At 61.5% G+C, this 21947-nt stretch carries 19 protein-coding genes and 1 tRNA gene; 14 read left to right on the top strand and 6 right to left on the bottom strand.

The window, feature by feature from the left end; genetic code table 11:
* Positions 1-148 precede the first annotated feature (148 nt).
* From fliI to ACP7AL_RS00085, 4 genes are all read left to right on the top strand, one after another.
* Positions 149-1474, top strand: coding sequence for a flagellar protein export ATPase FliI (gene fliI / locus ACP7AL_RS00100; RefSeq protein ID WP_425987629.1), 1326 nt, complete (start codon positions 149-151; stop codon positions 1472-1474).
* Between the two features lie 106 nt (positions 1475-1580).
* Complete coding sequence (gene fliJ / locus ACP7AL_RS00095) at positions 1581-2000, top strand: flagellar export protein FliJ (RefSeq protein WP_006021878.1); 420 nt, start codon at positions 1581-1583, stop codon at positions 1998-2000.
* Between the two features lie 273 nt (positions 2001-2273).
* Complete coding sequence (locus ACP7AL_RS00090; protein WP_006021877.1) at positions 2274-2822, top strand: sigma-70 family RNA polymerase sigma factor; 549 nt, start codon at positions 2274-2276, stop codon at positions 2820-2822.
* A 1-nt stretch (position 2823) separates the two neighbouring features.
* Entirely contained in the window at positions 2824-3831 is a 1008-nt protein-coding gene (locus tag ACP7AL_RS00085) for an anti-sigma factor (protein ID WP_425987626.1), read from the top strand.
* Between the two features lie 131 nt (positions 3832-3962).
* On the opposite strand, the gene ACP7AL_RS00080 is transcribed toward ACP7AL_RS00085, so the two are convergent.
* On the bottom strand, positions 3963-4172 hold the full coding sequence (locus ACP7AL_RS00080; protein ID WP_006021875.1) for a hypothetical protein: 210 nt from the start codon (positions 4170-4172) through the stop codon (positions 3963-3965).
* Positions 4173-4471: 299 nt separating this feature from the next.
* Positions 4472-6604, bottom strand: coding sequence for a flagellar biosynthesis protein FlhA (flhA, locus tag ACP7AL_RS00075; protein WP_425987624.1), 2133 nt, complete (start codon positions 6602-6604; stop codon positions 4472-4474).
* 294 nt (positions 6605-6898) lie between these two features.
* Between flhA and ACP7AL_RS00070 the strand changes: the two genes are divergently transcribed.
* The 7 genes from ACP7AL_RS00070 to ACP7AL_RS00040 all read left to right on the top strand — a co-directional run bounded on the left by ACP7AL_RS00070 (position 6899) and on the right by ACP7AL_RS00040 (position 13201).
* On the top strand, positions 6899-8134 hold the full coding sequence (locus tag ACP7AL_RS00070) for an MFS transporter (protein WP_425987622.1): 1236 nt from the start codon (positions 6899-6901) through the stop codon (positions 8132-8134).
* 91 nt (positions 8135-8225) lie between these two features.
* On the top strand, positions 8226-8573 hold the full coding sequence (panD, locus tag ACP7AL_RS00065; protein ID WP_006021872.1) for an aspartate 1-decarboxylase: 348 nt from the start codon (positions 8226-8228) through the stop codon (positions 8571-8573).
* Positions 8574-8627: 54 nt separating this feature from the next.
* Positions 8628-9758: an 8-amino-7-oxononanoate synthase gene (locus tag ACP7AL_RS00060; RefSeq protein WP_425987620.1), complete on the top strand. Its 1131-nt coding sequence runs from the start codon at positions 8628-8630 to the stop codon at positions 9756-9758.
* Positions 9755-10393 (top strand): dethiobiotin synthase, encoded by a 639-nt coding sequence (gene bioD, locus ACP7AL_RS00055; RefSeq protein ID WP_425987617.1) that lies wholly within the window; start codon positions 9755-9757, stop codon positions 10391-10393. Before ACP7AL_RS00060 ends, bioD begins: the two co-directional genes overlap by 4 nt.
* Entirely contained in the window at positions 10393-11652 is a 1260-nt protein-coding gene (locus ACP7AL_RS00050; RefSeq protein WP_425987615.1) for an adenosylmethionine--8-amino-7-oxononanoate transaminase, read from the top strand. The genes bioD and ACP7AL_RS00050 overlap by 1 nt, the downstream gene beginning before the upstream one ends.
* 63 nt (positions 11653-11715) lie before the next feature.
* A tRNA-Ile gene (locus ACP7AL_RS00045) sits at positions 11716-11791 on the top strand.
* Between the two features lie 186 nt (positions 11792-11977).
* Positions 11978-13201: a tyrosine-type recombinase/integrase gene (locus ACP7AL_RS00040; protein ID WP_012046213.1), complete on the top strand. Its 1224-nt coding sequence runs from the start codon at positions 11978-11980 to the stop codon at positions 13199-13201.
* A 321-nt stretch (positions 13202-13522) separates the two neighbouring features.
* Here the strand turns inward: ACP7AL_RS00040 and fdhF are convergent, their stop codons facing one another.
* The 4 genes from fdhF to ACP7AL_RS00020 form a co-directional block, all read right to left on the bottom strand.
* The gene (fdhF, locus tag ACP7AL_RS00035; protein WP_425987611.1) at positions 13523-16252 is read right to left on the bottom strand and encodes a formate dehydrogenase subunit alpha; all 2730 of its coding nucleotides are present in this window, start codon (positions 16250-16252) and stop codon (positions 13523-13525) included.
* 21 nt (positions 16253-16273) lie between these two features.
* On the bottom strand, positions 16274-17068 hold the full coding sequence (phnC, locus tag ACP7AL_RS00030; RefSeq protein WP_012046215.1) for a phosphonate ABC transporter ATP-binding protein: 795 nt from the start codon (positions 17066-17068) through the stop codon (positions 16274-16276).
* Positions 17065-17955: a phosphonate ABC transporter, permease protein PhnE gene (gene phnE, locus ACP7AL_RS00025; protein WP_041750969.1), complete on the bottom strand. Its 891-nt coding sequence runs from the start codon at positions 17953-17955 to the stop codon at positions 17065-17067. The genes phnC and phnE overlap by 4 nt, the downstream gene beginning before the upstream one ends.
* A gap of 68 nt (positions 17956-18023) precedes the next feature.
* Entirely contained in the window at positions 18024-18710 is a 687-nt protein-coding gene (locus tag ACP7AL_RS00020; RefSeq protein ID WP_200948543.1) for a phosphate/phosphite/phosphonate ABC transporter substrate-binding protein, read from the bottom strand.
* Between the two features lie 190 nt (positions 18711-18900).
* On the opposite strand from ACP7AL_RS00020, the gene ACP7AL_RS00015 reads away from it, so the two are divergent.
* From ACP7AL_RS00015 to ACP7AL_RS00005, 3 genes are read left to right on the top strand one after another with little or no spacing between them, the layout of a single operon-like run.
* Complete coding sequence (locus ACP7AL_RS00015; RefSeq protein WP_012046218.1) at positions 18901-19875, top strand: NrtA/SsuA/CpmA family ABC transporter substrate-binding protein; 975 nt, start codon at positions 18901-18903, stop codon at positions 19873-19875.
* Complete coding sequence (locus ACP7AL_RS00010) at positions 19872-20696, top strand: ABC transporter ATP-binding protein (RefSeq protein WP_012046219.1); 825 nt, start codon at positions 19872-19874, stop codon at positions 20694-20696. Before ACP7AL_RS00015 ends, ACP7AL_RS00010 begins: the two co-directional genes overlap by 4 nt.
* 20 nt (positions 20697-20716) lie before the next feature.
* Entirely contained in the window at positions 20717-21496 is a 780-nt protein-coding gene (locus ACP7AL_RS00005) for an ABC transporter permease (protein ID WP_041751665.1), read from the top strand.
* The last annotated feature ends 451 nt before the right edge of the window (positions 21497-21947 follow it).

The following is a 21947-nucleotide window of genomic DNA, read 5'->3' as shown; positions in this document are numbered from 1 at the left end:
CGGGCCTAACCGACTCCTGCGACTCACCCCTTTGTTCTGAAGGTCGAGCGCTCTCAGTCATCAAAGACAGTGACGCAATGATTAACGATGCGGGTAAACACGGGGTTAAGGGGAAGCGCCGGAATCGCGGAAACTTAAGGTTTTCGCAATGAAGGCCCTCGCCGAACAGATCTCCGATATCGACGGCGTCAATATTTATGGCCGAGTTGTCGGGGTGCGCGGCCTTATGGTCGAGATCGCGGGGCCGATCCACGCGATGTCGGTGGGCGCGCGCATCGTTGTCGAGACCGGCAACAACCGCTTCATCCCGTGCGAGGTGATCGGCTTCACCGGCAACAATGCCGTTGTGATGCCCTTTGCAGGACTGGAGGGCGTCCGCCGCGGTTGCCGCGCGGTCATCGCCAACGCTGCCAGCCAGGTGCGTCCGTCGGCGTCGTGGCTCGGACGTGTCGTCAATGCGATGGGCGAGCCGATCGACGGAAAGGGACCTTTGATTCAAGGCCCGTCGCCGATGACCTACCGTAACGCGCCGCCGCCTGCGCATTCCCGCAAGCGGGTGGGACCGCCACTCAATCTCGGCGTGCGGTCGCTCAACACATTCCTGACCTGCTGCCGCGGCCAGCGCATGGGCATCTTTGCAGGTTCCGGCGTCGGCAAGTCGGTGCTCCTGTCGATGCTGGCGCGCAACGTGGATGCCGACGTTTCAGTGATCGGGCTGATCGGCGAACGCGGCCGCGAGGTGCAGGAATTCCTGCAGGACGATCTCGGCGAAGAGGGATTGGCGCGTTCGGTCGTGGTGGTGGCGACTTCGGACGAACCCGCGTTGATGCGCCGCCAGGCGGCTTACCTGACCCTGGCCATCGCGGAGTATTTCCGCGACGAGGACAAAGACGTCATGTGCATGATGGACTCGGTGACACGCTTTGCGATGGCGCAGCGTGAAATCGGTCTGTCCGCCGGCGAGCCGCCGACCGCGAAAGGCTACACGCCGACCGTGTTCACCGAACTGCCGAAACTCCTGGAGCGGGCGGGGCCGGGGCTTGGCGAGGGCACCATCACCGGCATCTTCACGGTTCTGGTGGACGGCGATGACCATAATGAGCCGGTCGCCGACGCTGTGCGCGGTATTCTCGACGGCCATATCGTTATGCAGCGCTCCATTGCCGAGCGCGGACGCTACCCGGCGATCAACATCCTGAAGTCAGTCTCCCGAACCATGCCGCGGTCCGCAGACCCGGCCTATCTTCCGAGCGTCACCCGGGCCCGGCAGGTCATGGCCACCTATGCCGACATGGAAGAACTGATCCGGCTCGGGGCCTATCGCGCCGGCTCGAGCCCGGAGGTCGATGAAGCCATCCGGCTGCACGAGCCGCTCGAAACCTTCCTGCGCCAGGCCAAGGATGAGTCCACAGGGATCGGCGAAGGATACAGGCGATTGGAGCAAATCCTGCAAACCTTGGAAACGGAACGCTAACTTTGTCGCGCCATGATCCCGCCATCTGTGTTTGACCGGAGGGGCCCTTGGGGGGATGCCGGTTCCGTCCCGCTTTGTGGTTGGGACTTCTGGGGAGTACGAGTCGATGAAGTCACGTGAAACGCTGATCCGCCTGAAGAAATTTCAGGTCGATGAAAAGCGCCGAAGGGTTGCGCAGATCGAAGGCATGATCGCCGACTTCCAGCGCATGTCGGTCGACCTGGAGCGCGAAATCCAGCATGAGCAGGACCGTGCTGGCATTAATGATCCCACGCACTTCGCCTATCCCACCTACGCCAAGGCAGCCATTCAGCGCCGGGAAAATCTGACCCGTTCCGCGGACGAGCTGCGGGTTCAGCTTGAAGATGCCAAGGCCGTGCTGGGCGAGGCGTTTGAAGAGCTCAAGAAGGTCGAACTGCTCGATGAGCGCGATCAGGCGCGTGAGCGCGCCGAGGAAAGCGCTCGTGAACAGGCAGATCTCGACAGCATCGGCTTGATGCGTTCGCGGATCGGGGCGATGGCCTGAGGTCTGGGGTCCGCCCGGCGGTTGCCGGAACCCGTCCGCCTTGGTGAAACTGCCTCATTGCCGCAGGTCCCGTGCCTGAACTCACAGGGCTGCTTTTTGCGAGATGTTTCCGTGATATGAGACCCGGGCCGGAAGGTCCGGGTTTTGCTTTTTCGCGCCTTGAGGCCGAGCGGGAAGCTGGACCGGATACGGGCAAGATGTGATACGAGACGGCGAGGGCGGCTTCGATTTCCGACTCGGTACCATAGAGCGACGTTTTTTTGAGGAAGTTTAATGCTGACGCCGGCTGAGTTGATCTGGCTGCTCGCATCGGTTGCGAAGGGGGACGAGGCGGCATTTGAGCGCCTTTATGCCGCCACACGGGCGAAACTCTTTGGCGTGGTGCTCCGTATATTGAGGCGTCAGGATCTTGCCGAGGAGGTGGTCCAGGAAGCCTACGTCAAGATCTGGCACAGTGCGGGCCAGTTCAACCCCTCGTTGGCTTCTCCGATTACCTGGATGGTTTCAATCGCCCGCAACCGGGCGATCGATGTCGTGCGTAAACGCAGCGAGGCGTCGATCGAAGACGAACCGGTGGCCATGGAGGTCGCGTCGGATATTCCAGATCCGCTGGCGCGGCGTGAAATGACCGAGGAGTTGAAGCGGATTCTGGAGTGTGTCGGGCAACTCGATCCGGAGCGCCAGAAAATGGTGCTGCTGGCTTACTACAACGGTTGGAGCCGCGAACAGTTGTCGGAAAAATTCAACACGCCGCTGAACACGGTCAAGACCTGGTTACGGCGCAGCATGATCGAAATTCGCGGATGCCTTGGTTTGGGATGAGATGAACTACAGCGAAGACCATATCGCGCTCGCGGCGGAATATGCCCTCGGCACCCTGAGTGCCGACGAGCGCGCGCTTGTCGAGACCATGATGATCGTCGATCACGGCTTCATGGAAGTTGTCGATGCGTGGGATCGCAAGCTTAGTCCGCTGCACCAGATGGTTGCGCCGATCGAGCCGCCGGCGCATCTGTGGGACAACATCAGCGCAGCGCTGGGCCTGGTCGGACCTCAGCCGGAGGCGGTTGAAGAACCCAAGGAAGAGCGGAAGCCGGAAGAGCCGGTCGCCTCTGCACAGCCGGAGCAGATGCCCACGATTGCCGAGCAGGCGGGTGAGCCCGAGCCAACTGTTGCGGTTGCTGGATCACCCGATGCATCGGCGGACACCGCTGCGATTGCGGCCGCGGCGGCATCCGACATCATCCCCGAGCCGGTGGCGGCGCCGTCCAATGTTGTTCCATTGCCCGCGCGGACGCGCGGCGGTTCGGCATTCGGCTGGGTCATGACGGCGGTTGCAGCATCGCTTGCCGCTGTGATTGCGCTTCAGGCCAATCGCCCTGAACTCCTGCCGGAGCAGCTGCGGGTCAAGCCGCAGATCAAGGTCGTTGAAGTTGCGGCGCCCGCGCAGCCACCTGCGCCGGCGGCGCAGTTTGTCGCTGTGCTCCAGCAGAACGCTGCCGCGCCGGCTTTCATTCTCACTGTCGATACGGCGACGAAGAACTTCACCGTGCGCAAGGTTAGCGCTGCGCCGGAGCCGGGCAAAAGCTATGAGCTTTGGCTGGTCTCGGACAAGCTGCAACGTCCGCGTTCGCTCGGTGTGATAGGTGGTAGCGATTTCACGATCCGCCCCGGACTGGCGGCCTACGATAACGAGACGATCAACAAGGCCACCTATGCCGTGACCATTGAGCCGGAAGGCGGATCGCCCACCGGCGTTGCCACCGGGCCGATCGTCTACACCGGCAAGCTGATCGAAAGTGTGCCGGCGCTTCCTGCGCAGCCGCGCTGATGTCCTGAATGCGCGCAACAAAAAACGCCCGTGGGGAGCGGGCGTTTTCTGTTCTCAGACTTGGGGTCTTCTGAGCTTCACAAGGCGACTTCGGGGGGCGGGGAAGAGAGCCTTGTGAATTGGTGAATTCGTTAGCGGATCGCAGACTGCTCCGAACTGGTTATGACAACGGCTTTGTTAGCCTTCACGGCCGGACCTGTAATCTTAGCCGTCTGGGTAAGGCCGTTATCCGAAAGGCGAGCAGAGATTCCGAGACCAGCAACACCGATTGCGGCGACGAGCGCCACAACGACGATCTTCAAATGAGTCATCCGGTCCGCGCTGTAAAACGAATGGTTCATACAAACCTCCCGCCGCCTTTTCATGCAGTCGAACGTTTGTCTCGCTCGCATGCCCGTGGGTTCAACCCCACGCTCTAATCAACGTAATTGGCAGGGATTCGTTTCCAAGCACCGATCACAAACGAGTGAAATGTCTTGAACTTCCGAGAGGTCCGTAAACCACTCAAAAATATTGAACTATTTCAATCGCTTAGTGTGTTTGATCGGGTAGCGCTGATCTGTGAAGATTTCCAAATTTTCATGAAAAACTTGTCTGTGACCAATTTGCCGCAGACGCTTTTACGAAATCCAACGCCTGATTAGATGCTTCCGACTGTTTTCAGGCGCGCCCGGGGGTGGATTTCCGCCTGTGACAAGACAGTCGTCTGGGCCCGGAAACGTTCCACCAGCGAGCGCACGAAAGGCCGGATTGCGGCCGACGTCACCAGCACCGGCGCTTCGCCTTCACGGGCTGCCTGCTCGAAACGGTCGCGCACCGCGGTCATGAACTCCGACAGTTTTGACGGCTGCATCGCGAGGCTGCGTTCGTCGCCCGTGCCGATCAGTGATTCCGCGAACGCCTGCTCCCACTTGGCGCTCAGCGCAATCAGCGGCAGGTAGCCGTTCATCGAGGTATTCTGCGCGCAGATCTGCCGCGCCAGCCGGCTTCGCACATGTTCGGCCAGCGTCGACGGGTTGCGCGAGAAGGCGAGCGCATCGGCGATGCCTTCAAGAATGGTGGAGAGGTCGCGGATCGAAATACGTTCGGCCAGCAGCAGTTGCAGGACGCGCTGAATCCCGGAGACCGTGATCTGGTTCGGGACAATATCCTTGACCAGTTCCCCCTGTTCCTTGGGCAGGTCGCGCAGGAGCTTCTGCACCTCGCCATAGGACAACAGGTCAGACATATTGCCCTTGAGCAGTTCAGTGAGGTGCGTGGACAGAACGGTCGCGGAATCAACCACCGTGTAGCCCTTCAGCGAGGCTTCCTCCTTAAGTGAGGCATCGACCCAGGTCGCAGGCAATCCGAAGGTCGGCTCGGTGGTGTGGGTGCCCGGAATGGTGACCTGATTGCCGGCCGGGTCCATGACCATGAACTGGTTCGCCCAGATCCGGCCGGTACCGGCGTCGACTTCCTTGATCTTGATGACGTAGGTGTTCGCCTCGAGCTGCACGTTGTCCAGAATACGGACGGCCGGCATCACGAAGCCCATCTCGGTCGCGAGCGAGCGGCGCAGCGCCTTGATCTGGTCGGTGAGGCGGTCGGTGCCGTCCGGTCCGTTGACCAGTGGCAGCAGCGCGTAACCAAGCTCAATCTTGAGGTCGTCGATCTTCAACGCACTCGAGATCGGTTCTTCGGCGGCGGCTGCGGCCGCAGCGGCTGCGGCTGGCGCGGCAGCTTCGCGGGCTTCCTCGACTTTGACCGCGCGATTGCGCGTGCGTGCGTTCCAGGCCAGCCAGCCCGCGCCGCCGCCCAGCGCGAGAAACGGCAGCATTGGAATGCCGGGCAGCATCGCCAGCACCAGCATCACGCCGGACGACATGCCGAGCGCCTGCGGATAACCCGACAACTGCTTCATCATCGCCTTATCGGCGGCGCCGGTCACGCCTGCTTTCGATACCAGCAGGCCGGCGGCGGTCGAGACGATCAGCGCGGGGACCTGCGTGACGAGGCCGTCGCCCACGGTCAGCAGCGTGTAGGTGCGGGCTGCATCCGCAAAGCCCATGCCTTGCTGTGCGACGCCAATGATGATGCCGCCGATCACGTTGATGAACACCACGAGCAGGCCGGCGATGGCATCGCCGCGCACGAACTTGGAGGCGCCGTCCATGGCGCCGAAGAACCCGCTTTCGTCCTCAAGCTCCTTGCGGCGCTGCTTGGCCACTTTCTCGTCGATCAGGCCGGCGGAGAGGTCGGCGTCGATCGCCATCTGCTTGCCCGGCATCGAGTCGAGGTGGAAGCGTGCCGCCACTTCGGCGATGCGGCCCGAACCCTTGGTGATGACGACGAAGTTCACAATCACAAGGATCGTGAAAACGATGATGCCAATGACGAAATTGCCACCCATCACGAAGTTGCCGAACGCCTCGATGACGTGTCCGGCGGCAGCGGTGCCTTCATGGCCGTGTGACAGGATCAGGCGGGTCGAGGCGAGATTGAGCGACAGCCGCAGCATGGTCGAGATCAGCAGGATCGTCGGAAACGCCGAGAATTCCAGCGGCGTCTGAATGAACAAAGCGGTCATCAGGATCAGGATCGAGAGCGTGATCGAGATCGCCAGAAACAGGTCCAGCACCACCGCCGGCAGCGGCAGGATGAGAACGACGAGAATGGTGAGAACACCGAAGGCGAGCGCGAGGTCGCCGCGCCGGAGCATTGTGCCGATGTCGCTGAAACTCGGAAATCCGGAGCCCGTTGCTGCACTGCCCTGGCCCGCCGTTACATCAACCATTGTCGCCGCTTCCCCTCGCGTATGTCGCTCGCGAGCCCCAAAGGTTTGAGCGGCGGCCGAAGGGCCACCGTTCCTAAAGTGAGGCACCGCACTGGCATCCACGGGCATTTCCCCCGTTCAGCGACCCGACGACACTCGACTTCACCCGGCAAAATTTGCCCACTTTATGGTTAGTAAAGAGTTAACGGGAAAGCCGACGGCCGAAAATGTCGCGTGCGGGAGGATGTTATTCTCGCATAACCCCCATTCGGAGAATGACTTGACCGGCAGCATAAGGCCGACGAAGTTGCATCCGTGCCGGTTTCCATCGATTCTGCCTCTCATCCAGCGGTCTTCACGCCGGACTCACGTGCGGCGTGGGCACGGCTGGGTATTGCCCTCATTATCGGCTCGATCGGCAGCGTCGGCATGTGGTCGGTGGTGGTGGTCATCCCCATCGTCCAGGCCGACTTCGGCGCGACCCGGGGCGCGGCGTCGCTGGCTTTCACCTGTACCATGCTCGGGTTTGGCCTCGGTGGTGTGGCAATGGGCAAGCTGTCGGACCGCTTTGGCATTGTGCCTGCGATCGCAATCGGTATCGTCGCCATGCTGTTGGGCTATGTCGGTGCCGGCTATGCGGCAGCGCTGTGGCAATTCAACCTGATGCACTTCCTGATCGGGCTCGGCGCCGCCGCGACCTTCGGGCCACTGATGACCGAGGCATCGCACTGGTTCGATCGCCACCGCGGGCTGGCCGTCACCATCGCCGCCAGCGGAAACTACATCGCAGGCACATTCTGGCCCACTGTTGTCGAACGCGGCACGGCATATGCTGGATGGCGCGCCACACATATCGCGATTGGAATCGGCTGTACGATCGTTATGGCGATCGTTGTCGCAGTTCTGCGCTGGCAGATCGGCAGTGAAACCGTGCGCTCGCACGCAGATGCGCCGCCGCCGCGCGTCGATTTGCAGATCGGCACCAATGCGCTCACCGCCGTGCTTGGCATCGCGGCTATCGCCTGCTGCGTGGCAATGTCGATGCCGCAGGTTCATATCGTCGCCTATTGCGGCGATCTTGGTTATGGCGTGGCGCGCGGCGCCGAGATGCTGTCATTGATGCTCGCCTTCGGAATCGTCAGCCGGATCGGCTCCGGTTTCCTGGCCGACCGTATCGGCGGGTTACGCACACTGCTGGTCGGCTCGATCGCGCAGGGCGTCGCGCTGATGTTCTATCTGTTTTTCGACGGGCTGACGTCGCTGTACATTATCTCCGCGATGTTCGGCCTGTTTCAGGGCGGCATCGTGCCGAGCTACGCCATCATTATCCGGGAATCGATGCCCTCCAGCGTGGCTGCAACCCGCGTCGGTATTGTCATCTTCGCATCGGTTATCGGCATGTCGTTCGGCGGCTGGATTTCCGGTGTGATTTTCGACGCGACCGGATCCTACGCCGCCGCGTTCCTGAATGGCGTTGGCTGGAATGCATTGAACATCGCCATTGTCGTGACACTGCTGTTGCGCGCCCGCCGGCGCATGGCTTTTGCCTGACAGCCATCCGCCCCTAAAGTCTTGACCCCGGCCAGCGCCCGTCCTAACGGACTTGCGCGCGAGGCGTCCGCGCCGGAACCAGGGCAGGCCGATGCAAGTCACCATGATGAAGGGCAAGATCCACCGCGCGCGGGTGACCGAAGCGGATTTGCACTACGAGGGCTCGATTTCGATCGATCGCACCCTGATCGACGCCGCCGGTTTTCTGGTCAATGAACGGGTCGACATCTATAATATCGACACCGGTGCGCGTTTCTCGACCTATGTGATCGAAGCGCCAGCGGGCTCGGGCATTATCGGCTTGAATGGCGCCGCCGCGCGGCTGGCGATGATGGGCGACAAGGTGATCATCGTCGCTTATGCAAATTTCGATGAAGCCGAGGCACGGCAGCATCAGCCGCGCGTGGTTCTCGTCAATGAAAAGAATCAAAAGCTGTAAACTTGCGGCATGTGCCCGCATCCAACCTCCATCGTTGCAGACGGGATTTGATGCATGCATGAGAAGTTCGAAGCCGATTTGCGCGACCTCGCAGGCAAGGGCCGGCTGAGGTCACTTCGCAGCCGAGCGGGAATTGATTTCACATCGAACGATTATCTGGGGCTCGCAGAGTCAGATGAACTGAAGCGCGCCGCAGCCGAGGCGATTGCGCGGGGCGTTCCGGTCGGCTCCGGCGGCTCGCGTCTGCTGCGCGGAAATCACGACGAGCATGAAGCGCTCGAAAACGAGGCCGCTTCCTATTTCGGCGCGGAGACAGCGCTCTATTTCGGCGGCGGTTATGTCGCGAACTTCACGATCTTTTCGACGCTGCCGCAGCAGGGCGATCTTGTCGTCCATGACGAACTGATCCACGCAAGCGTACATGAAGGGATGCGGCGCGGACGCGCCCAGGCCGTGAGTATTCCGCACAACAATGTCGATGCATTCGATGCTGCAATCGTCCGCTGGCGCGCGGCCGGCGGCAAGGGTCGGCCATGGATCTCGGCCGAAAGCCTCTACAGCATGGATGGCGACAGCCCGGACATCGCCGGACTTCTGGCTGTCGCCGATCGTCATGACGGGATGCTTGTCGTCGATGAAGCACATGCAACCGGCGTGCTCGGTCCGCAGGGACGGGGACTTGCCGCGGCATTTGAGGGTCGCGACAACGTTATCACCCTGCACACCTGCGGAAAGGCGCTCGGCACCGTCGGCGGCTTCATCCTCGCGCCGCGCACAATTCGCGATTTTCTTGTCAACCGCGCGCGTCCTTTCATTTTCGCGACTGCTCCGTCGCCGCTGGTGGCCGCGATCACGCGTGCCGCAATTCATGTTTCCCGAACCAACCCGGAGCGCCGCGAGCGGCTTGCGCGGCTGGTCCGGTTTGCGGGCGACGAACTCGTCCGCCGCTGCAATGTCACGCCATCTGGTTCGCAAATTCTTCCTGTGATCATCGGTGCGGATCGTGCTGCAGTCGCCGTTGCGGCGTCTCTGCAACAACGCGGCTTCGATATTCGCGCCATTCGCCCGCCCACTGTTCCGGAGGGGACGGCACGGCTGCGGATCGCGCTGACGCTGAATGTCGATGAACCCACGGTTGCGTCGCTGTTCGAGGCTCTGGCCGAAGATATGCGGAAAGCGGCATGAGCACCCGTATTGTCGTCACCGGCACCGATACCGGAATTGGAAAGACGGTATTTTCCGCGGCACTCGCCGGTGCTCTCGATGCTTTTTACTGGAAGCCGGTTCAGGCTGGCATCGAGGAGGAAACCGATCGCGATGCTGTCCAGCGGCTGTCGGGCCTTTCTGCTGAGCGCGTGCTGCGCGAGGCCTATCGGCTGAAGACGCCGGCCTCGCCGCATCTTGCTGCGAGACTTGATGGCGTCACCATCGACCCGGTTGCGCTTGCCTTGCCGGAAGTCGACCGGCCGCTGGTGATCGAAGGGGCGGGCGGTTTGATGGTGCCGCTGACTGAGAACCTGACATACATAGATGTAATGGCGCGGTGGCGCGCACCGGTCGTGCTGTGCGCACGCACGACGCTCGGGACCATCAATCACAGCTTGTTGTCGATCGAAGCGTTGCGCGCGCGCGACATTCCGGTGCTCGGCATCGCATTCATTGGCGATGAAAATCGGGAGTCGGAAACAGTGATCGCCAGCATGGGGCAAGTGAAACGTCTTGGCAGGCTGCCACATCTCGCTTCGCTTACACGTGAGACCCTGCGTGCGGCATTCGCGCAGCACTTCGCCGCCGGCGAGTTTCTGAAGGACGTGACCTGATGACATCCAGATCACCGGTGTGGCATCCGTTCACGCAGCATGCCGTTCAACCCGACCCAACGCTGATCGCGCGAGGCGAGGGGGCATGGCTGGAGGCCGCCGACGGCCGCCGCATCTTCGACGCGATATCGTCCTGGTGGGTGGTGACCCACGGCCACCGTCATCCTCGCATCGTGCAGGCGATCAAGGATCAGGTCGATAAGCTCGATCAGGTCATCTTCGCGGGCTTCACACACGAGCCGGCGGAGAAACTCGCCCGGCATCTGGTTGCGATCACGCCGCCGGAGCTTGAATATGTCTTCTTTTCCGACAGCGGATCGACCTCGGTCGAAGTGGCGCTCAAGATGGCATTGGGCTACTGGCGTCATCTTGGCGCCAAACGCAGCCGCATCCTCGCGCTCGAAGGCGCGTATCACGGGGACACCATTGGGGGCATGTCGGTGGGGGAACGCGGCGTGTTCAACGCGCCATACGATCCGCTGCTGTTTGACGTCGAACGAATTCCGTTCCCCGTATCCGGTCGCGAACAGGCGACGTTCGATGCGCTGGCTGCGGCATGCAAGCGCGGCGACGTCGCAGCATTGATTGTCGAGCCGCTCATTCTTGGTGCGGGCGGCATGCTGATCTATCCGCCGGCGGTTCTGGCGGAGATGAAACGCGTGTGCGAGGTGCACAACGTGCTGTTCATCGCGGACGAAGTCATGACCGGATGGGGGCGGACCGGCACGCTGTTCGCATGCGAGCAGGCCGGTATTGCGCCCGATATCGCTTGCTATTCGAAGGGACTGACCGGCGGATCGGTGCCGCTGGCGGTGACCCTGTGCCGCGCCGGGATTTTCGACGCGCATTATTCTACGGACCGCAGCAAGACGTTCTTCCATTCCAGCTCGTACACCGCGAACCCGATTGCCTGCGCGGCTGCGCTGGCCAATCTGGAAATCTGGCAGCGCGAGCCGGTGATGGACCGCATCAATTCGCTTGCGGCGATGCATAAAGAGCGGCTCGCGCGGTTTCGCGGCGACCGGCGTTTCGCGGATGTCCGCCAGATCGGAACCATCGCCGCGCTCGACATCGTAGCGAAAGATGCCGGCTATCTGGCCGACATCGGCCCGCGGCTTTACCGCGGATTTCTCGCGCGCGGCCTGCTGATCCGGCCGCTCGGCAACACGGTTTATCTGATGCCGCCCTATAGCACCACGGCGAGCGATCTGGATCAGGCGTACAATGCGATCGATGAGCTGGTGAGCGAGGTGGCGTGAGGTTGCCCGCTTGCTGCGGTCGTTGTATGGGGAGGTTGCACCGTTGCTCGGAACGAGCCGGCGGGGCCTGTAGCTCAATGGTTAGAGCCGACCGCTCATAACGGTCTGGTTGCAGGTTCGAGTCCTGCCGGGCCCACCACATTGATGATCCGCCGGCGTTCGTGCTCATCCGCCATCGTTCACCGAAGGCTACAAAACTCCTTATTTTGCAACGATATCTTGCTGTTGTGGCGTTCGCCGCCGTTCGTCCACCGGTTGCTGACATCCCGGGATTTTGTTGGTATATTTGTTGGTAGGTCATCGAAGCCAGAATCGAGATACCAACATGCCGCTCACGGATACGAAGTGCCGGAATGCGAAGGGGCAGATCAAGTCGCGCAAGCTCTCCGATGGCGGCGGCTTGCATCTGTTGATCACTCCGGACGGAGCCAAGTACTGGCGCTTGGCCTATCGGTGGCACGGCAAGCAACGCACGCTTGCGCTCGGCGTCTATCCGGCTGTCGGGCTTATCGAGGCGCGCGCGTCGCGCGACGATGCCAAGCGCAGCATTGCCGCCGACATCGATCCCTCCATCGTGAAACGTGAGCGTAAACGGGCCGCGAAGATTGCAACTGGCAACACCTTCGAAGCGGTCGCGCGCGAATGGCACGAAAACTGGAAGGATGCCCGTAGCCCCTATTACGCCGCGCAGATCCTCCGGCGTCTGGAGGCGGATGCCTTCCCAGCGATCGGTCGGCGTTCGATCGCCGCACTCGAACCGCCGGAACTACTGGACATGCTGCGCAAGGTCGAGAAGCGCGGGGTAAACGAAACAGCACGACGGCTGAAGCAACTCGTCGGTCAGATATTTCGCTTTGCTATCGTGACCGGCCGAGCGAAGCGGGACCCCTCCGTTGATCTCAAGGACGCTTTACGAGCCACCGGAGAACCGCAGCGTCACAGAGCGATGCCGCTTTCAGAGCTGCCAACGTTCTTGCAGAAGTTGGAGAGTTACAGTGGCGAGCAGCAGACCAAACTTGCATTGAAGCTGGTAACCCTGACGTTTCTTCGAACGACTGAATTGCGCGCCGGCAAGTGGAACGAACTGGAGAACCTTGATGAAAATTCCGCTTTGTGGCGCATTCCGGCCGAACGCATGAAAATGCGCCTGGAGCACCTGGTGCCTCTGTCACGGCAAGCCGTCGCAGCATTGCGCGAGCTGCGCACGCTTTCCGGCGGCAGTCCCAATATCTTCCCTTCGCCGGGAAAAGGCGACTGCATGTCCAGCAACACCATGCTCTACGCCCTCTACCGGATGGGATATCACGGCCGCGCCACGACGCACGGTTTCCGCGCCGTCGCTTCCACGATCCTGAACGAAACCAACTTGTTCAACCGAGACTGGATCGAACGCCAGCTTTCACACGTGGAACGAAACGAAGTGCGGCGTGCCTACAACGCTGCGGAGTGGATGCCTGATCGTCGAAGAATGATGCAGTGGTGGGCAGACCATATTACTGCGTTGGCTCTCGAAGGCGATAAAATTATTCCGTTGTCGCGCGCGGGTTAATCCGCCCTCATCCGCCAGCGTTCGCTTTCCCCTATAATCACCGGCCTAGGTCGCATCTTGGCCTTCGCCGCTGTTCACGCGGTTTTGCCGGTATCCGGCAGATTTGTTGGTATCGTTGTTGGTAGATCGTGAGAGTGCTGGTATCGCGATCTTTACGGAAGTGTGTGAATCAAATAATTTCAACGTGTTACCGATAAGTTTGGACGAAGCGTGCCTCATTGATCTTCATGGTGCTTCAGCCCGATCACGCGAACTCATTCCAACGAAGACCGGGCAATACACTCGCCGGATTGTGCGGGAGCTGAGGGCCTCACATCAAGATTACGTTTCGCTCGTGATCCGCGCCGCGCAATATTTGTACTCTGGAACCCGCGTCGTCGAGTCGAGCGCCGAATTCGTGAGATCGTTGGCCGCCGCTTCGAAATAAGCGAACGGCATCCAGATCACGCCCGCCTGAAGACCGACGTCGCGACATGGGGCGACGGTCACACCGCCGCGCCGAGTCGCAACGCGGACGCGCGCGGCGCATTCGAGCCCGAGCGCGTCGAATACGTCGGCGGCGATACGAACCATTGGCTCCGGCGCGAGCGCGTGGAGAACCGGCGCCCGCCGCGTCATCGAACCGGTGTGCCAATGCTCCAGCAGCCTGCCGGTGACCAGGATCAGCGGATAGTCCGCATCCGGCTCCTCCGCCGGTCCACGCCCATCAAGCGCGGCGATGCGTGCGCGGCCGGCCGGCGTCGGAAATCGCTCGGCAAACAGGCTTCGGGCCGACCCGTTGGCCGACGCAAGCGGCAGAGCGAGTGCCCCACGGCCCTCCAACATCGACCAGCTTGTACCGGCCAGCATCGGGACGGCCGCCGCCATTTCGTCGAACAGTCCGGCAAGCGCGTCGTGTCGCCACGGCGCATCGAGGCGCCGCGCCAACTCCGCCGTGATCCACCAATCCGGGCGCGCGGCGCCGGGCGCCGGCACGGCGGGCGTGAGCAGTTGCACGACCCGATCGGTGTTGGTCACCGATCCACTGCGTTCCGCAAGCGCCGCGGCTGGCAGGATGACGTCGGCGAAAGCCGCCGTCTCGGTCGGGAAGATGTCCTGCACGACGAGATGATCAAGCCGCGCCAGCGCCTCGCGGGTTCGCGCCAGATCGGGATTGGCCATGGCGGGGTTGCCGCCGGCGACATAGAGCCCGCGGATCCGCCCCTCATGCGCGGCATTCAGGATCTCGACCTGTGTGAGCCCTGCCTTCGCTGGCAGCTCGGTGCCCCACAGCGCGGTGAACCTTGCCCGCGCCTGGGGATCGCTCACCGGCGCGTAGCCGGGAAATGACGACGGTATCAGGCCGGCGTCGCAAGAACCTTGGACGTTATTCTGCCCGCGCAGCGGGTGAAGGCCGGATCCTGGCTTGCCGACATGGCCGCAGATCAGCGCCAGCGCGATGACGCAGCGAATGTTGTCCGCGCCATGCACGTGCTGCGATGCGCCCATGCCCCAAAAGGACATCGCTCGTTCAGCGGTCGCAAACATCCGCGCCGCCGAGACGAGCAAGTCGGCGTCAACACCGGTGAGTCGCTGCGCGAGTTGCGGCGTCACTCCGCGCACACGCGCGGCGAGTTCGTCGAAGCCGTCGATCCGCTCGCGCACGAACGTACGGTCGTACAGCCCTTCGCAGATCACCACGTTCAACATGGCCGAGATAAGGGTGACGTCGGTCCCTGGCCTCAGGGCGAGATGATAAGTGGCGTGACGCGCGAACGATTGGCGATAGGGATCGACCAGGATCAGCTTGGTTCCACGGCGCACCGCGTTCTTCATGAAGGTCGCGCCAACCGGATGGTTCACCTCGGGGTTCGAGCCAACCATCAGCACCACGTCGGCGCGGTCGATTTCGTCGATCGGCGCCGTGACCGCCGAATAGCCGATCGCCTCGCCGAGCGGCGGCACGGAAGCGCACAAACGCGTGCAATGATCGACATGCGGCGTTCCGAGCACAGTGCGCGCCAGTTTCTGCAAGATATACGCGTCTTCGTTGGAAGCCTTGGCCGAACCGAGTACCGCAAGCGCGTCGGCGCCGTGCCGGTCGGCGACAGCTCTGAGCCCGGCCGCAGCACGGTCCAAAGCTTCGTCCCAGGAGGCCGGGCGGAAGAAGTCGCGCACTGCATCGGGCCCGGCTACCGCAACGGCATGCTTGGGCGCGTCCTGGCGACGGATCAGCGGCACCGTGAGGCGATCAGGATGGTGCAGGAAGTCGAAGCCGAACCTGCCCTTGACGCACAGCCGGCTGCGATTGGCCGGCCCGTCGGCGCCGTCCGCCCGCACCACCCGCCCGTCAGCCACCGTCAACTCGATCCGGCAGCCGACGCTGCAAAACGGGCAGATCGTTTCCGCCGTTGTCGTCGGCTCAGTTTCCGCGATGGGCGCCGCGACCGGAGCCAAAGCGCCGGTCGGGCAAACCTGGACGCATTCGCCGCAAGCCACACAGGAACTGTCGGTCAGGGGCACGTTGGCGTCGAAGACGATGCACGCCTCGGCACCGCGACCGGCCACACCGATCACGCCGTTGACTTGAACGTCCTGGCAGGCCGTGCGGCACAGCCCGCAGCGGATGCAGGCGTCGAGGTCGACGGTGATCGCGGGATGCTGCTGCGTGACCCGCTCGATCGTCGGCCGATGGCCAAACCGCGTCGCGCCAACACCAACCTGGGCAAGCGCCTCAGCCAGACGCGAGCCGGGACGCAAGGCCTCGGGGCCCTGTTCCGAGAGAGTCAGCTCAGCAACCAACCGGCGGGTCTGCAGGACCCGCTCGCTCGACGTCCGCACGACCTGTCCCTCCTCCGCCTCGCGGCGGCAGGAAGGCGCAAGCGTGCGCTCACCTTTAATCTCGACCAGGCAAAACCGGCAGGACGCTTCGGCGGCGTAGCCCGTGCGGTCGCAGGCGCAGACATTCGGAATAGCGATGCCGCACTGGCGTGCCGCCTCGAGCAGGGTCGTCCCGGCCGGAACATCGACGACCTGGTCGTCAATGCGAAGCGCAAATGAAGTCTCGGTCATCGCGAATCGCGGAATTTATGGTCAGGACACATAGAGCCGATCGCGCACGTCGCGGCTGAATTCCGACGGCCGGCCATTGAAGAACACCCGCCCGGCCTTGAGCGCGACAATCCGGTCGGCGTAGCGAACCGCGAGGTCAACCTGGTGCAGGCTGCACAGCACCGTGATGCCGTGCTCCTTGGCACTATGCTGCATGATCTGAAGGAGGTTCTCGGCGGATTCCGGATCCAGGCTGGAGATTGGCTCGTCCGCCAAAACAACATCGCCCTGCTGAGCGAGCGCGCGGGCGAACGCGACGCGCTGCTGCTGGCCACCCGACAGACGCTCTGCGCGCTGATAGGCTTGCTCGAGCAGCCCGACATTGTCGAGGCACGCCAGCGCGAGCTGGCGGTCCTCGAAATTGAAGCGGCGGAGCAGCACGCGCCACAGCGACGCGGTTGCGAGGCGCGCGGCCAGCACATTGTCGATAGCCGTCAGCCGCTTGACCAAGTTGAACTGCTGGAAAACGAAACCGATCTGCCGGCGAAACCGGACGAGCTCTCTGGGCCTTAGCGTGGTGACGTCGGTATCGTCGATAACGATGCGGCCGGAATCGGGCTCGATCAGCCGCGTCAGACAGCGGAACAGGGTCGACTTGCCGCAGCCACTGGGGCCAAGCAGCACGACGAACTCGCCTTTCGCGACTTCAAATGTGATGCGATCGAGGATCAATTTTTCGCCGAAACTCTTGCAGATGTCGTCGACGCGGATCGCCGGCCGCAGCCGCTCCACCGGGATCACATCGGCCGAGACATCGATCTTCACCAGCCTGTTCATGACAGTGTCTCCTCAGCGCAGACCTGTTCGATGCGGCGAGCGACGGGAAGCGGCCGAGACCGACCACTGCCCGGGTTCAACACGCGACGGCGCAACCAGCCGCTCAGCGTGTCGATGGCGATGACCATGATCAGGATCACCCCCAACACGGTGAGCATCTTCGGGAAGTCGAGAAGGTCGATGGAGTCCTTCAGGGTTTGGCCGATCCCACCAGCACCGACGATACCGAGGACAGTCGAGGCGCGAACGTTGAATTCCCAGATGTAGAGAATGACGGCGACGATATTCGGAAACACGTCGGGAAGCAGCGCGTAGCGGAACGTCTTGACCGGGCCGGCGCCTGTCAGCTTGACGGCTTCGATCGGCCCCGGATCGGCCGGTTCGATGACTTCCGTCAGCAGCTTGCCGAGCGCACCGGTCATGTTGAATGCGATCGCAAGGACACCAGTGAACGGACCGAAGCCGACGGCGGCGACGAAGATCAGCGCGAACACCAGGATTTCGGTGCCGCGCAACGTCGACAGCAGGCCACGGACGAGGCGGTAAATGACTGGATATGGTGTGGTGTTGGTGGCTGCGAGTGGCGCGAGCACGCAGGCGGCCAGTAGCGCGAAGATCGTTCCGACCGTCGCCATCGCCAACGTCTGGAAGGCGTCGCGCAGGATCCGTTTGATGTCGCTGAGATCGGGCGGAAACATCTGGCCGAACCAACCGGCAACCTTGGGCAAGCCGACGATCAACTTGTTCAGGTCGACGTCGACCGCCATGAAGGTCGCCGCCAAGAAGGCAATGACCAGCACGAAGACCGCGGCTTGCGCCAGGTTAGAGAGGCTGAACACCGGCGGATGTGGCTCAAGATAGCGCCGCCCCGCCGCGTAAGAGGTCATCCTCACGGCTCTGCTCCAGTTCGATAGGATGGATGCGGAGCCCGCCCAGGGCGGGCCCCGCGCATGAGTCAGACCTTGAGCTTGCCGGTGATCCGGCCGGCGTCCTCGATGATCTTGTAGTCGGCGTGAACGGCGGGGACGAAGCCGTTATACCCGCTGCCCATCATCGACTGCGCCTTTTCCTCGCTTAACCCAACCATGATGTCGCGAATGCGGGCCTTGAGGTCCGGATCAAAGCCCTTCGGCACACAGATTGCGTCGTTCGGTAGCGGGTCCGAGGTCCAATAGACCTGCACCTTCTTCGGATCCATCTCGCCGGCTTCGATCATGCCGTAGCGGCCGCGATCCATGTCGGAGCCGAGATCGATCAGGCCCTGTTGTATCATCATCACGTTGTTGCCGAAGGTCGCTCCCTCACGCAATTGGAAGTAGCTGGACGGGTCGACGCCTTCCTTGAGCAAAAACGCGTAGGGAATGAGCCAGCCTGACGTGTTGCCCTGATCGCTCAGAGACAGCTTCAGCCCCTTGGCGTCTTGCGGGAAGTTCTTGATCGGGAGGTCGGGGCGGCCTTCAATGATGGCATGGTAGATCGGCTTGCCGCGGTACTTGGCGGTGGCGATCACCTCAACGCCGGAGTGATGATTGGCGAGCACGTAGCCCCACGGACCGAGCCAACCGAGATCGATATGGCCGTTCGACATCGCCACCGAGATCGCCGCCCAGCTCTCCGGGGAGACCAGCTGGAGGGTTTGCACGAGCCTGACTTTCTGGAATTCGCACACAGTCTCGGTCTGATTGTAAACGGCGAATCTCCGGCATCGTTCGCCGAATTTGTAAGGGGCGAGATCGCCTCGTATGGAGCGTCCACCGCCGCGCTCATGATGATCCGGTCAGAGCACGAGTTTATGCCCGCGTAGCACCGTCTTGAGCAAAAAAGGGAACTCCATGACGCCTCTCTCTTTCGGCACGACCCGTCGGCAGCTATTAACGGGAATTAGCGCGCTGGGCGGACTTGGCGCCATTGGTGCCACGCGCTCGCTCGCGCAGGAATCGATCGAGATACAGATCGGCGAGGGCACAGTCCCCGACTACACGCATTTTTATGTCGCCGATGACCTCGGTCTGTGGAGCAAGCAAGGTCTAAAGGCGACCTCGACGATGTTTCCCTCGGGGCGCATTGCTTTGGATGCACTTGTCAGCGGCCAAGTCAAAATTGCAACGTGCGCGGAAACACCGGTCATGTTCGCTGCCATCAATGAGATTCCCGTAAGGGTAATCGCGTCTGTCATTAAGTATGAGCCGTTCGATCTGGTCGTCGGCCCAAACATACAGAGCCTGGACGAACTCAAGGCAAAGCGCATTGGCTACTCCCAAGGAACCAATGCTCACTACTACCTTGCAAGTTTGCTCAGGAGCAAAGGCTTGACCGCAGCTGACGTTGCCGCGGTGAATCTACCGGTTGCCAATTTCGTCCCAAGTCTCGTCGGCGGCGCTATTGACGCTTTCGTTTGGAGCGAGCCACTCATCACCGCGGCGCTCAAGCAGGGGCCGTTCAAGCGTTTGCGAAGCGAGGGGCTGTACAGTGCCTATGGATGCGTCGTCGCGATGCAATCGACCATCGACAGTAACCCGGAGATGCTGATTAGGGCCGTGAGAACACTCGTGGCCGCTCATGCGGTCGTGAAGAGCGCGCCCGAACAGGCAATGGACATCATATCAGCAAAGCTCAAGCTGGAGCGCTCGTCTGTTCCCGAGCTCTGGAAAGACTTGCATTTCGGCGTCGGCATAAACCGCGCATCGATGACCGTTGATCTGGTCAAGGAAGCTGAATGGGCATTCGCGAATAATCTCGTGAAGCCTGGAGCAAAAATGCCGTCATTCGACCAGGTCGTGACGGATAGCATCGTGAAACGAGTATGATAGCAACGGCGGCGCCGGCTATTCCCTTCGCTGAACTGAACGCAAGGAGTTCACAGCGAACGGGCGGACGCTCCGCGATCGATTGTCGGGGGGTGACGTTTGGGTACGCCGCTTCTGTCGGCGCAAAATCGATCATTTTCAATCTCAGTCTAACAATCAAAAACGGCGAATTCGTCTGCGTTCTCGGACAGAGCGGATGCGGAAAGACAACCTTGTTGTGCCTCATCGCGGGTTTTCTCCGGCCGACCTCCGGCGACATCGTTGTCGAAGGGCAGAGAGTGCGAGGGCCAGATCCCCAGCGCGGGATGGTGTTTCAGGAGTACTCCCTGTTTCCATGGCTAACGACACGCGGGAATGTCGAGTTTGGGCTCCGCATGCGAGGGGTAAGCAGGTCAGAACGTCGTGCCACGTCTGATCGGTACCTAGAGTTGGTTGGACTGGGTCAGGCTGCTGGCAACTATCCGTTCCAGCTTTCAGGAGGAATGAAGCAGCGCGCCGCCATTGCACGAGCGCTGGCCGCAAATCCGCGCGCCCTGTTAATGGATGAACCGTTTGCCGCATTGGATGCGATGACGCGGGCCCATTTGCAGGAACAATTGCTTGCGATCTATAGGCAAGCCCGAATGACCATTGTATTCGTTACGCACAACATTGCAGAGGCGATATCATTGGCGACACGTATCATCGTGCTCGGCCAGGGCGGCCAAATCATCGAAGATTTGCCGGTGACGAGCGAGTATCCGCGATCGCGCACAGGGCCGGAATTCAATGAATTGTATAATAGGCTTGGAACTGCGTTGGGCGCGAGGCAGATCGAATGACCAGGCAACACCGGGGAAGCATGAACGGCGTCAATCTGGCCAAGGGGTTGATCGGCATCGCAACTTTCCTGGCCGCATGGCAATTTCTAAGCGTGACCAAAATGGTCGACCCTGTGCTGCTTCCGCCTCCGACAGACATATTCAAGAGCAGCCTTGAACTTCTGCAAAGTGGTGAGCTCGCCAAACATGCGGCCATAAGTGCCAGAAGGGCGGCGGGCGGATTCGTGGTTGGCGCCCTGCCGGCAATCGTTATCGGCCTTCTGACGGCACGGCTTCCCCGCTTGGCGGCCTATGTAGACCCACTTCTGCAAATGTTTCGCTCCATTCCGCCGCTTGCCCTCGTACCTTTCGGCGTGTTTTGGTTTGGAATCGGTGAAACCTCCAAAATTGCTCTCGTAGCCTGGAGCGTCTTCTTTCCAGTGTGGGTCAACACGGAAGCAGGCGTGAGGGAGGTTAGTCCGCTTCTGGTGCGGGCAGCATTTTGCCTTGGAGCAAAGCGATGGCAGATGTTTTTCTTCGTGCACTTGCCGGCCGCACTCCCTTACATCATCACGGGTCTTAAGGTGAGCTTGTCGGCTGCAATTTCGACGCTTGTGGCGGCAGAACTAGCGGGTGCCGTGTATGGGCTTGGTTACCTCGTGCAAATCTCCCAGCAAGTGTTCCGGGTGGACTTGATGTTTGTCGGCCTGATTGCTCTCGGCATGGGAAGCTTGATCGTGAATAGGGTGTTCGACATCTGCGTCAAAGCGCTGGCTCCTTGGTATGGAGGAGAGAGAGAGGCTGTATCCGAGTCCGCGTAGGGGTTCGGCAACCATGGTCGGCTGAGATAGTCCGCTCAAGGTGAACGCGATTGGCTTAGACCAGTTGCATTTTCTTGCCGCGCTGTGAATGGGTCGGGTGCAAGATGCGCCGATTGAGGCAAGCTCCAAAATTGGTGCTCGCAGGCGCTTTCGATCCTCACCTGCGCGACGGGGCTAACCGACGGACGGGCTCAAACGCCATCGGAAACCAAGACGGGATCCCGATCACCCAAACCAAGGACCGCGCTGCGTTCTTTTTCCACGGTCGAGTAGCGGTCCGGCATCCCGGAGTGCCCGGTCGTCGCAGTGTTCGATCGCGGGTCCGCGGAACCGTACGCATCCGGCCAGCACCCCAGGCACGATGACTACCGCGAAGCGCTCAGGCAGCAACGGCGGCCTTTGACCGTTGGTTCGCCTTCCAATTCCAGGGAAGCAATTCGTTGACTTTGTT

The sequence above is a fragment of the Afipia sp. DC4300-2b1 genome, from assembly GCF_049895725.1.
Classification (GTDB): Bacteria; Pseudomonadota; Alphaproteobacteria; order Rhizobiales; family Xanthobacteraceae; genus Afipia; species Afipia broomeae.
Note: the sequence above shows the minus strand (reverse complement) of the source record. Positions and strands in the feature narration are given on the sequence as shown.